Raw genomic sequence first — 12213 nt, forward strand, 5'->3', positions numbered from 1 at the left:
CTCCGCCCCCCGGTTCACTTGGCGCGCAGGTTCGTCCGACTCTCGGGCCGCCTCGAGTCCGCTCGCTCGACGTCCGCCGAGCGATGGGGGAGTGCCGGTCGGCGCGCGATCGGGCGATCCGATCCCCGGCGGACTCCATGATTCTTCGCGCGATTCCTCGCCGATTTCGACCCTTCTCCCCGAAGCGGGATAGTATCGAATGCGGCTTCCTAGTCCTGCCGGTCGCCGGACCTGCGCGTCGAGCCCTCTTCGACGCGCGCTGATCCGGTCCCACCACTCCCTGTTCCATTCCTCGCGATGTCTGCCTCTTCGTTCGGCTCGTTCCTTCTCGGGTCCGTCTCCCTCCTCGCCCTCGCAAGTCCTGCTCTCGCGGACGGTCGCGAGCCGGGAAGCGTCCTCGTCTATCCCTACCAACGCTCTGCGCTGCAGCTCCAGTCGCCCGACGGGAAGGGCCAGGAGGAGCTCATCGGCGTTCCGGTGTTCAACGTCGTCAGCGTCACGAACACGAATCGCGCGGGAGCGGGTTCGACGGACGTGCACTTCCAGTACGTCAACGTCAGTGACTCGATCTCGCCGTTCCTCTTCGCGGACTGCACCATCGCCGACCGGGTCGAGACCCTGACGCCCGCCGACACCCTGTCGGTCCTGACCAACTGCCACAACTCGGCTGCGTTCGCCGAGGGGTACCTGGTCGTCTCGGCCATGAACCCGAACGAGATCGACACCTACTGGTCCTTCAACCACCTGATCGGCTCCATCCAGATCATCTCGGCGATGGGGGGCATGTACTCGCTCAACGCCATCCCGTTCGTTGCGGAAGGCCTCGAGGGACTCGACACGGACCTCAACAACAACGGCGCGCGCGACTTCGACGGGCTCGAGTACGAAGAGCTCGCCGACGAGCTGTACATCGACAGCTTCATCGGAACGATCCCCGGCGAGCTGATCCTCATCTCGCTCACTGGCGGCAACTACCTCACGAACGTCAAGTTCATCATCTTCAACGACGACGAGTTCCAGCTCTCCGGCGAGTACTGGTTCGCCTGCTGGTCGCGCACGGACCTGAGCGAGATCTCCGGCTTCTTCACCCAACTGGGCCTGAAGACCACGGTCACGGACGCCCGGGAACTGGACACGAACTGCGACGGGATCGGCGAGACCGAGACCGGCTGGGCGATCGTCCGTCCGATGACCTCGCTGTCGATCACGAGCCCGAACATCGCGAACCCCGCGGTCCTCGGCGCGCTGACCAACGACGTCGCACCGTGGATGAACGCGCGCCTGTTGTGGGAGAGCGTGGCGAAGCAGGACAACGGGCGCTTCCCCGCCGCGGACTGAGCCGCCCGGGGCCAGGAGCCCCGCGACCGTCCGCCGTCCTCGTGCCGAAGGGCCTGTGCCGTGAGCGGCGCAGGCCCTTCGGCGTTCGTGGGGCGCGCCGGCGGGGTCGAGGCCGCGAGGCGGTCCTGTGGCCCGGCATCCCACGCGCCTCGGGCCGCGGCCGCCCGTGTCGGGACCCGCCACGGGAGCGCTCCGCCGCCCACCCGAGTCGCCAGGCGGGCGGCGGTGCGGGCCGTCCCGGGCCCTGGAACGGCGCTGGCGGGCGCCGATAGGGGTTCCGCGTAGGAAATCGCATTTTTCGTACCTGCCGAACGACGCGTGGTACCTTTTGCCTGGCGTCTGTCCACAAGGAGGAGGGCCCCATGAGTACCCATCAAACAGCCCACAACTTCGCTCGCGCGTCCGTGGTCGTCTCACTCTCGCTGCTGTGGTCGTGCAGTGGTGGAAGCGGCGGCGGCGGCGGCACCGTGAACCCGGCCTCTGGCCCGTTCGAACTGGTTTCCGTCGGAGTGTCCGACGGCGCGACCTGGGAGTTGAATCGTTCCATCCGTCTCGAGTTCTCGCGCGCCGTCGATCCGGCCGTGCTCGGGTCGTCGTCCCTTTCCCTGCTCGACGCCTCCGGTCTTCCCGCCGGTGGTGCCTTCGTCCTCGACGGACCGTCCAGCATCGTCTTCGAGCCCAGCTGCCCGGTCGACCTCGACCTGGACGGCTTCGGCTTCGCGCAGGCGACCGACTACGTCCTGACGATCGCCGACGTCGACGATCCCGCCCCGGTCCTCGCGGCCGACGGAGCGGAGTTGCAGGAAGGAGCCGTGGTTTCGTTCCGCTCCGCCGACCAGTCCACTCCGGGTGGCCCGCTCTGGGATCCGGTCCCTGGTGCGCCGCGTCCGATCGTGCGTCAGGTGGGTTCGAACGAGGCCGACGCCTCGCGCCTCTTGATCGGCGCCCAGGAGTTCGCGGCGTTCTTCGAGCTCGATCCGAACACCCAGGACCCCGTTCCGGTCGAGGACCTGCCCCTCAACCTGCCGTCGTCCTACCAGAGCACCGTCTGCGTCGCTCTGGTGTTCGACCAGCCCATCGCGCCGTCGGCCGAGAACCTCGTGCGTCTCGGTCTCGAGGTGCAACTGCCGAACGGAACGTGGCAGCAGATCGACGTCGAGCGCGTCCCCTTCAGCAACCTGTGCTCCGAGGGCGTCCGCATCGACCTCAAGCCGCGCTTCGTGCTGCCGGCCGAGTCGCTCCTGCGCGTCGTCGTCGACAGCGACTTCGAGGACATCGTCGGCGAGGCCACCACGGCGCGCCGCGACGACTTCGCGCTGATGCGCACCGGCGCCTACCCGAGCGGCTGGACCTTCGACCTGTTCGAGGACTTCGACCAGGATCCCGGAGTGACCGGCGCCCAGGTCGATCCTGCGACCGGTGAGCTGATCCAACCGGCCGACTGGAGCGACGGACGCCTGCGCGCCACCGCCGGATTCGTCAGCAGCGGCGGACCGGGCGGCACGTTCGACCTGCACGTGCTTCCGGGTCAGGTGCTCGACATCGACACCGACGGCGGTCTCGTCCTCGGTGGCCCCGACGGCGCCCAGTCGACGAGCCAGGCGGTCGACGGCGGTGTGCTCGAGGTTCGCGACCTGGTCGTGCACCTCGGCGGACTGCTGAAGGCTCACGGTCCGCACCCGCTCGTGGTGCGTGCCTCGCGCGACATCACGATCCTCGGGCGCGTCGACGTCTCCGGTCGCAATGCACTCCCGCACACGAGCGGCGTGCCCCTCGAAGACCTCGCCGGCCTCGGCGGTCCCGGAGCGGGTCGCGGCGGCGTGCCGGAGCCCACGATCGACGGTTCGAATGCCCGCGGTGGAGCCGGTGCTCCGCCCATGGGCATGGACGGTCAAGGCGGCTTCGGCGGCGAATCGGCCTACGGTCCGCAGTCGATCTCCTGGATGTTCGGGGGTGGCGGTGGCGGCGGTTGCCTGGCGGCCGGTGCCGCTGGATCGCCGCTCCCCATGCCGTCTGCGAGCGCCGGACACCCGCTGGTCTACGGCGCCGAGGACGGACTCCTCGGCCCGCAAGCCGGTCTCATCGGTCCCTCGCCGTTCTCCGACGGCGACTTCCAGAACGACTTCTGCGGACGTCGCTTCGACCCGGTGCTCGGCACCGTCGTCGAGGGCGAGCTGTTGACCGCTCTGGGTGGCTGCGGCGGAGGAGCTGGCGGTGACTCGGTCATCTCGACCATCTTCCCCAGCCCGATCTCGCCCACCAACGAGTACCGCGGCGGTGCTGGCGGCGGCGGTGGCGGCGTGCTCGTCCTGATCGCTCGCAACGACATCCGCTTCGGTTCCAACGCCCGCATGTTCGCCAACGGTGGCAACGGTGCGAAGGGCCAGGCCTTCTCGGCCAACCTCAACCTCGGCGGCAGCGGCGGCGGCGGAAGCGGCGGCTGGATCCAGCTCGAGGCCGGTGGCCAGATCGACCTGCGCCTGCTCGGCTTCGAAGCGATCGAGGCCCGCGGTGGCCTCGGCGCGCTCGGAGGCGGCGACGATCCCCAGATCGGTCGCGGTGGCGACGGCAGCCCAGGCGTCGTCCAGGTGCACGTCGCGGATCCGTCGACGGACCTCCTGCTGCCCTTCGGCGCCAAGATCGGATCGCGTTGCGACCCGAACCCCTGGACGCTGGCTCCGAACCAGAGCAACCGTTCGCGCGCGCTCTCGGACTGGATCTCGCTGCCCGTGGGACCGACCGAGGTCGGTGGACTGGTCGACCTGGTCTTCGCCGGTATCGATCCGGTGACCGGACGCCCGATCGACACGAACGGTGACGGCAAGCTCGACGACCTCGCCGCGCTGCTCGGCCCGACGCTGGTCGGCGACGGTCCCGAACTGCCCTTCGTCTCGGCCGACGACTACACGCTCGTGGTCGACGGTTCGCCGATCGAGGGGACCGAGGACGGGCGCCTGCTCGACCAACCGGAACTGCTCGTCGGCGGGGTGTTCGTGCTCAGCAACCTCGGCGGGACGCAGACGCGTCGCCACACGGTCGCGGCGGCCACCTACGACGCCACGACCAAGCAGCTGCGTCTGACCGCGACGTCCACGGCCGGCTCGGTCGAGGACTCGGTCGCCGCCCTGGGCAACTGGGTGGAGTTCACGCTGCACCCGCGTCACATGCTGGTGACGACCGGACCCAAGCGGGACTGGCTCGATCCGCGCAACGAACTGAGCGTTCGTTTCCAGGTGACGGATTCGAACGCGATGCTCGGTCCCGACGAGGCTGCGGCTTCGGTCTGGACCAGTGATCCCTCGTCGCTCGACATCCAGAACGCACGCTTCGTGCGCTTCGAAGTGCGCTTCCGCGTCGCCGAAGAGGTCGTGGCCCTGGACAGCGCGGACCTGCTCCCGTCCCTGGACTTCCTGCGGATCTTCGCGGTGCGCTGAACGACCGCGGGGCTCGCCCCCGGCCCGATGGAGTGAAGAACGGCCCGGACCACCGCGAGGTGGGCCGGGCCGTTCGACGTCGGGCGCGTCGTTCTCCGTGCTCAGGGCAGGAACGACTTCTTGTCCTTCAACTTGCGCGGCAGGTACTCCTCGATCACGAAGTTGAGTCCCCACTTGGCCAGCGCCTGCTGCTCGGCGCGGACGCCCATCTTGAGCATCTGGTTGATCGCCGTCACCCAGGGCTTGTGGCTCTTGAAGAACGGGTCGTTCTTCAGCGCGTCCTTGGCACGCTTGATGTCGACCGGTTGGAGCGGGTGCGTCGCGTCCTCGAGCTGGAAGTCCATGATGTCCTGGGGCGTGACGCCCAGGTACTGCGCGCGCGGCACACAGAAGAAGCGGTTGATGTGCGCGGCGTTGCCGGAGCCCACCTTCAGCGTGCGGTAGATGTTGCCGATGCCGTACGGGTCGCAGTCGACGAAACAGTAGACCGGAAGCTTGTGCTCGTCGGACAGGCGCCGCACGAAGCGGCGCTGGGCACGGGAGGGGACTCCGCCCATCGAAATGATGATCGCTCCCGCCTTGCGCCACCACGCGTGGTCGTTGAGGCGGTTGAACATACCGGCCGTCTCGATCGCCAGGATGAACTTGGCCTTGGTCTCGAAGCCCAGGTGTTCGACGGAGCTCGGGATCGTGTAGGCGCCGCTGCCCATCTGCGTGCAGTCGATCCGCAGTTCGGCGCCCGTCTCCTTGTCGCGGTCGATGACGACCAACTCGCCCGCGAGCGCGCCGCCGTGCTCCTCCGGCCGGTAGCGCAGCTGCTCGCGCGACAGCCCGTCGAGGCTCGCCATGGCCTCGATGTCGTCCATCACGGTGTCCGACTCGGGCTGGTCCTTGAAGCGGCACTCGCCCCAGTTCTTGCTGACGTAGTACGCCTCCCGTTTCGTGGCGAAGTCGTCGTTCTCCACCATCTCCTTGCTGAGCGACATCAGCCGCAGGGTCTGCGCGAAGCTCTTGACGGTGTTGACCGACAGCGCGCGTGCCTTGCGACCCTTGCCCAGCTCGAAGTAGCCGGTGGCCTTCGTGTACGAGACGTTGGAGAGGCTGCGCACCGGGAACTTGAGCTCCGGCAGGATGCGGCGGTCGATCGAGCGCCGCACGCGGTCGGCGGTCGCGTCGATCAGCTGGAGCGTCTTGCCGTCGTCGCTCGTGAGTGCGGCGCGCTTCTTGGCCGTCGTCTTCTTGGCGACCTTCTTGGCTGCTTTCTTGGCCATCGTTCGATGCGGTTGGTGGTGGGCCGTTCAGCGGCGCCGGTGAAGGGCGGCGTCGAACGCGGCCCACAGGTGGACGAGATAGCCGAGCGCCAGGAGGTACCAGAGCGCAGCGGCGAGGAGGATCAGAAGGAGGGCCCGTCCGTAGCGCCGTTGGAGCACCTGACCCGCACCGGGCAGGATCAGGCTGGCGAGTCCGAGGAGGATCGCCGAACGAGGGATGGCGGTGGACGTCATCGGTGCGAGCGCTCGAAGAGCTTCGACGCGCGACCTAGAACTTGCGGCTCTTGTGCAGCACGTCCTCGAGCTCCTCCACCGTCGCGTCGCGCTCGGCGTCGGTCAGATCGAGGATCTCCTGCAGTGCGAGCCCGATGTGCGGGATGTACTTCTCGATGTAGCTGCGCTTCTCGAACTCGCGCTTCAGGCGCTTGCCCTTGCGGATGTACGCCCCGAGCTTGCGACCGCACTCCTGCAGGCCGAGCTTCACCTCCTTGATGATCTCCGGGTAGGCGGCGAGCGCTTCCTTGGACTCGGAGGTGAACGGGACCCAGACGCTGGCGATGTGCACCAGGAGGACCATCGGCCCGATCGGGAGTGCGCCGCGCGGTTGGGTGAGGCCGTAGCTCTTCCAGTTGGTCTGGATGATGCCCTTGGTGACGGCGCAGGCGGACTGTTGGTAGAGCAGTGGAACGCGGTTGGCGAAGCGCAGGACGCGCACCGGTTCGTCGGCGTCGGCCACCAGGTCCTCGACCACGTCCTTGCCCGATTTGACCTTCTTGCGAATGCGTCCGCCCTCGGTCAGCTCGAGGCCGATCCCCTCCGGCTTGCCGTAGGCGATACCAACTTCGATCTGGAACGGGTTCCCGCGGTACACGGCGGGCGGGCGAGTGGACGAGGCGTAGAAGTCCGCGTCGATCTCCTTCTTCAGGCCCGCGAGGACCAGCTCCTCGCCGATCGGCGCGATGCAGTCCGTGGACGGGTTCGAGATCTTCGTCTCGCTGATCGCGCGGTGCAGTTCGTTGGCCTCCTCGCGCGCGATGCGCGTCGGATAGCTCTTGAGCGTCAGACCCTTGCCGGCGGCGTCGACGATCTTCTTGGCGACCGTTGCGCCGACGCGGCTGAACTCCTCCTGGAGGAAGCCCGAGAGCGACTTGCACTCGGTCGCCTTGAGCATGCTGATCAGCATGCCGAGCTCGACCCCGTGGGGGTGCGGCTTGATCTCGAGGGTCTCGGGCGGCAGCTCGTTGGCGTTGCGCTCGTAGCTGACCTTCTCGCCGCCCGGATCCACGAAGTGCAGCGTCAGGTGCGGGTTCGCGATCGCCGTCTGCTTGAGGTACATGTCGACGGAGCGCTGACCCTTCTGGTAGCGACCCTCCATCTCGATCTCGACCCGCGTGCCCTGGCCGTGGTCCCACTCGATCTCCTCGTCGTGGTGGATCTCGGGCTTGTTGCGCGCCGTGTCGATCGACAGGAGGAACTCGCGGGCCTTGGCGCGTTTGCCCGGGCGCGACAGGATGCGCACAGGCTTGCCGGTGGTGAGCTGCCCGTACATGCCGGCGGCCGCGATGCCGATGCCCTGTTGGCCGCGGGTCTGGCTGAGCTTGTGGAACTTCGAGCCGTAGAGGAGCTTGCCGAAGATCTTGCCGACCTGGTCGCGAACGATGCCGGGCCCGTTGTCCTCGACGGCGATGCGGAAGCGTCCCTCCTGTTCGCCGGGACTGATCTCGACCGTGATCTCGGGCAGGATGCCGCCTTCCTCGCAGGCGTCGAGCGAGTTGTCGACCGCCTCCTTCACGGCGGTCAGGAGCGCCTTCAGCGGCGAGTCGAAACCCAGGAGGTGGCGGTTCTTGGTGAAGAACTCCGAGACCGAGATCTCGCGCTGGTTGGCGGCCATCGACTCGGCCGAAGCACGCTTGCGCGGTGCGGGCTCGGCGCCCTTCTCGCCCTTCGCGCTCGCCTTCTTGGCCGTCTTCTTCGTGCTCGCCTTCTTGGCCACTGCTTGAGTCCTCTGGTCGGTGACCTCTGCGCTCGCTCCTGCGGGTTCGAGGTCGAAGAGCGTGGGGGAACCGCCGCCCGCGGCGGTGTCCGTATTCGTGGCGTCGGCGTTCAAGGCGTCGTTCGTGGATGGTGGCGGTGGGTTCGCTCGTGGCCGCGCGCGACCAATGCGAACTCCCATTGTGGAGCGTGCGGTGGGCGCGCTGCCATCCCACCCGCGGCTTCGTCCCCGGACCGGCACCGACGCGCGCGCCGGCACACGCCGTCGCCTGTCCGAGCGGGCGCCGAGCCGCTCACGCGACGGCTCACGGCGGGGAGTGCGACGCGACACGGTTCGGTGTCGCGCCGTCCGGTGTCGCACGGTCCGGTGTCGCACGGTCCGGTGTCGAGCGGTCCGGTGTCGAGCGGTCCGGCGCACGAGCGGCGCCCGGCGCGCAGTCGACCTCGCCGCCGCTCAGGCGCCGAAGAGGTGCCGCAGCGTCCAGGCCGCCGTTCCCGCCGCGATCAGGAGCACGGGCTTGGACGACAGGCAGCCGGCCTCGAGGTAGCGCTTCTGCAGCGATCCGCCGCAGCTCGGGCACAGGCGCGGCGTCGGCCGTTCGAGATCGGCTTTGCAGTGCGGGCAGCGGTCGACTTCGAGGATGCGCGGGGCCACGGTCGTGGTTCGGGAAGGGGCGGAGCGGAAGGGCCGATGGCTCGCACGGATCAGGCCGTGGGGCGGTCGACGGCGCTCGGACAGAGGGTAGCGTCGCACAGGCCGCGTGCTCCGGCGCGATCTCTGAACGTCGTCAGAGCGGGAGCCAGGTCGCCACCGACGTCGTACACGCACTCCGTGCCCAGGTAGCGTTCGAGGGCGGCACGCGGGAGTCCGCTCGCCCGTGCGTGTCGCTCGACGAAGGTCGGAACAGCAGCGAGTCCGAGCGATCGGGCGCGCTCGAAGAGCGGGACGAAGGGCTCGATCTCGACGCCTGGCCGCACGATCCACAGGGCGAAGACGAAGGGGAGCGCGGTGGCCGACAGCCAGCGTTCGCTGGGATCGATGTGCTCGAGATCGGGTTCGGCGAGCGACTCGCGCAGGGCCGCGTCGCCGATGCGCAGCCAGGCGTCCGTCCCCGCCCCACGCGGATCGGCCCCGCCGTCGGGCTCGACGAAGCGTGCGCCCTCGATGCCGAGTTCGCGGTCCAGGCACTGCACCAACGCCGCCGACGTCCGACTCGCGGGGTCGAGGGCGATCGAACGCACCTCGGCCACGGGGCGCCGCAGGTACAGCCGCACGGACGAGACCGGGCCGCGACCGGCGACGACGGGCCCCGCCAGGTAGCGGTACCCGGGCCGGCGGAAGAGCTCGATCGAGCTGACCAGCGCCACGTCGAGGCTGCCGTCGCGCAAGCCTTCCACCAGGCGGCTCGGTACGGCGCGGACGAGGTCGATCGCGCCCGGGGACACGGATTCGGTCGCGTCGGAGCCCGTCCGAGCGTCGTGCGGATCGTCCAGGGCCGCATCGAGCGGTCGCCCGACCAGGTAGGGGACCGAGCCCACGCGCAGAGTCCGTGCGACCATCGGCGGAGTGTAGCGCCGGTCGCGGCGTGGGGTCGCGCGTCCTCGGTCGCTAGGCTCGGTGCCCATGGAACCTGCGGTCTTCCCCTGCACGCCCCTGCGCGGTCACGAACTGCTGGACTCGGGCGCCGGACGCAAGCTCGAGCGCTTCGGTGCGCTGGTGATCGATCGACCCGATCCCCAGGCCCTGTGGCGCCCGCGCCGCTCGAAGTGGGACGACGCCGATCTCGTCTTCGTGCGCGAGTCGGACCGCGGCGGTCGGTTCGAGTCGCGCGGGACGAACGCGCGACGCGCCGCGGCTGCACTCGAGGAGGGCGTCGTGCTCGAGGGTCTGCTCGACTCGATCCCGTCGCTCGCCTGCCGCGTCCGACCGACGCCGTTCAAGCACGTCGGACTGTTCCCCGAGCAGGCGGCGAACTGGGAGTACGTGCGGCGCGCGCGCGAACGTCTGGGCGAGCGGCCCGAGCTGCTCAACCTCTTCGGCTACACCGGCGTGGCCAGCGTCGCCGCCGCGCTGGCCGGATACCGTGTGACCCACGTCGACGCATCGAAGACGTCCGTGGCCTGGTGCCGCGAGAACGCGGAACTGTCCGGCGCGCCCGCGGACGCGATCCGCTTCGTGTGCGAGGACGCGCTGACGTTCGCGAGCCGCGAAGTGCGTCGCGAGCGGCGCTACGCCGGCGTCCTGCTCGATCCGCCGCACTACGGGCGCGGTCCCAAGGGTCAGAAGTGGACGCTCGAGGAAGGGCTCGCACCTCTGCTGGAGGCCACCGACCGGCTGCTCGAACCGGGTGGCTTCTGCATCCTCTCGACCTACGCGGTCGGGTACTCACCGCTGGCCTTCCAGAACCTCTTCGAGGACCTCGGACCGGGGCGCTGCGACGTGGGGGAGTTGGCACTCGTCGAGTCCCACGCGGCGGCGGACGGCGGCGAACGTCGCTTGCCCTGCGGCTTCTGTGCGCGCTACGAACGCTCGCTCGAGGTTTGAGCGCGCAGCGATGAACGCCTTCGACGAACGACTGGACGTGCTGTACGTCGACAACCACGTGGTCGTCGTCGCCAAGCGCGCGGGTGAACCGGTCGTGCCGGACGCCTCGGGCGACACGAGCCTGTTCGACCGCGTGCGGACCTGGATCGAGGTCGAGTTCGAGAAGCCGGGACGCGCGTTCCTCGGCGTCGTGCACCGACTCGATCGCCCCGTCTCGGGCGTGGTCTGCTTCGCTCGCACGTCGAAGTCCGCCGCGCGCCTCACGGCCGCCTTCAAGGAACGCCGCGTCCAGAAGACCTACCTCGGGATCGCCGACGGCGTGCCGAACGACGAGGCCGGCGAATTCGTCCAGTGGATCGCGAAGGACGCGCGCACCGGAGCGATCCGCGCCTCGCGCAGCGCCGCGTCGGGCGGACGCGAGGCGCGCAGTCTGTGGCGGCGGTTGGACGTGTTCGAGTACGCGGGCCGGCCGTGCGCACTGCTCGAGCTCGTTCCGGTCACCGGCCGATCGCACCAGCTGCGCCTCGCGGCCCAGAGTCTGGGCACGCCGCTGCTCGGTGATCTCAAGCACGGAGCGCGCGAGCCCCTGCCCGACCGCAGCGTCGCCCTGCACGCCTGGCGACTCGCGCTCGACCATCCGACGCGCACGGAACGCCTGGAATGGAGCACGCCGCCGCCCTCGCGGGCAGCGGCGTGGTGGCAGCGGGCCCCGCTCGCGGGCCGCTGAGAGGTCAGCGTTCGAGCACGGGTTCGAGCGCGGACTCGAGCGCTTCGCGAACCGCGCCAGCGCGGCGCAGGCGTCCGCTGGCGAGGGCTTCGGCCTGCCGCGGCGCCGCGATCAGGTCCGCCACCCGTGTCCGGCGTGCGAGCGCCTGCGCATCGCGTTCGTCGTCCGCGAGCGCAGCCGTTCCCGAGTTGCGTTCGTCGTCCGCGATGGTGAACGCGATCGGGGCCTGGGCGTAGCCGGGCAGAGCCTCGACGCGCAGGAACAGGTCGTAGTCACCCGTGCCGTTGAACGCGACGACGATCAGTTGGAAGTCCTGGCCGAAGCCGGGCACGTCGAAGCTGCCGTACTCGTCGCCGAACGAGTCCCAGTGGGCGACGATCTCGTCGTAGTAGGGGTCGTACAGGCACAGGTCGAGGTCCGCGTTGCCGTAGCAATCGAGTTCGAAGTGGATGCGTGCCGGGTCGGTGGTCTGGAGCGCGTACGAGTCGGTGGCGTCGAAGCCCAGGCCGTACACGCTGCCGACGTTGCCGCTGATCACCAACTGCTCCGGCGGGTACACGGGGCCGATCGGCTGGGGGTGGTTCGAGCTGTCGTTGGGCTCGTCGTCGTAGAAGTACGCCGTGGGCAGACTGCTCTGGAAGAACGCGCTGCCGTGGGGCGCACAGCCGGCGAGGGCGAGGAGGCAGAGGCTGGCGGCGAGGGCGGGGCGGTGCGACAGGTTCATCGGTGGGTCCTCCGTGGGGGTCATGGAGCGTCCACCGGGGAGGTCGGTCGACCTCGGGTCACCGTTCCGAAACCCCGTGGGGTCCGTTCCGGCGCGCCCGGGTGGGTGCTCGACAGCCGTACGAGCAACCGCCGTGCCGGGATCCCGAGCACGCCCTCGAACGTCGAACGGACGCCCCGTCG

At 69.3% G+C, this 12213-nt stretch carries 10 protein-coding genes; 4 read left to right on the plus strand and 6 right to left on the minus strand.

What is annotated here, in order from left to right:
• The first annotated feature begins 297 nt into the window (after nt 1-297).
• Nucleotides 298-1338, plus strand: a complete 1041-nt coding sequence (locus tag Pla163_RS08170; protein ID WP_145186326.1) for a hypothetical protein — start codon at nt 298-300, stop codon at nt 1336-1338.
• A gap of 362 nt (nt 1339-1700) precedes the next feature.
• Entirely contained in the window at nt 1701-4772 is a 3072-nt protein-coding gene (locus Pla163_RS08175) for a hypothetical protein (RefSeq protein WP_145186329.1), read from the plus strand.
• A gap of 101 nt (nt 4773-4873) precedes the next feature.
• On the opposite strand, the gene Pla163_RS08180 is transcribed toward Pla163_RS08175, so the two are convergent.
• The 5 genes from Pla163_RS08180 to Pla163_RS08200 form a co-directional block, all read right to left on the minus strand.
• Complete coding sequence (locus Pla163_RS08180) at nt 4874-6043, minus strand: DNA topoisomerase IV subunit A (protein ID WP_145186332.1); 1170 nt, start codon at nt 6041-6043, stop codon at nt 4874-4876.
• A 27-nt stretch (nt 6044-6070) separates the two neighbouring features.
• The gene (locus tag Pla163_RS08185; protein ID WP_145186335.1) at nt 6071-6277 is read right to left on the minus strand and encodes a hypothetical protein; all 207 of its coding nucleotides are present in this window, start codon (nt 6275-6277) and stop codon (nt 6071-6073) included.
• A gap of 34 nt (nt 6278-6311) precedes the next feature.
• Nucleotides 6312-8150 (minus strand): DNA topoisomerase VI subunit B, encoded by a 1839-nt coding sequence (locus tag Pla163_RS08190; RefSeq protein ID WP_419186453.1) that lies wholly within the window; start codon nt 8148-8150, stop codon nt 6312-6314.
• Between the two features lie 339 nt (nt 8151-8489).
• Nucleotides 8490-8690, minus strand: a complete 201-nt coding sequence (locus Pla163_RS08195) for a hypothetical protein (protein ID WP_145186341.1) — start codon at nt 8688-8690, stop codon at nt 8490-8492.
• A gap of 50 nt (nt 8691-8740) precedes the next feature.
• Nucleotides 8741-9595 (minus strand): menaquinone biosynthetic enzyme MqnA/MqnD family protein, encoded by an 855-nt coding sequence (locus Pla163_RS08200; protein WP_419186454.1) that lies wholly within the window; start codon nt 9593-9595, stop codon nt 8741-8743.
• Nucleotides 9596-9659: 64 nt separating this feature from the next.
• Here Pla163_RS08200 and Pla163_RS08205 point away from each other — a divergent pair, with 64 nt between their 5' ends.
• Nucleotides 9660-10580 carry a class I SAM-dependent rRNA methyltransferase gene (locus Pla163_RS08205; RefSeq protein WP_145186347.1) on the plus strand — a complete coding sequence of 307 codons (921 nt, stop codon included), beginning with the start codon at nt 9660-9662 and terminating at the stop codon, nt 10578-10580.
• Nucleotides 10581-10590: 10 nt separating this feature from the next.
• The gene (locus tag Pla163_RS08210) at nt 10591-11307 is read left to right on the plus strand and encodes an RluA family pseudouridine synthase (protein ID WP_145186350.1); all 717 of its coding nucleotides are present in this window, start codon (nt 10591-10593) and stop codon (nt 11305-11307) included.
• A gap of 4 nt (nt 11308-11311) precedes the next feature.
• Here the strand turns inward: Pla163_RS08210 and Pla163_RS08215 are convergent, their stop codons facing one another.
• Nucleotides 11312-12031 (minus strand): hypothetical protein, encoded by a 720-nt coding sequence (locus tag Pla163_RS08215; RefSeq protein ID WP_145186353.1) that lies wholly within the window; start codon nt 12029-12031, stop codon nt 11312-11314.
• Nucleotides 12032-12213: the final 182 nt, after the last annotated feature.

This window comes from Rohdeia mirabilis, from assembly GCA_007750655.1.
Classification (GTDB): domain Bacteria; phylum Planctomycetota; class UBA1135; order UBA1135.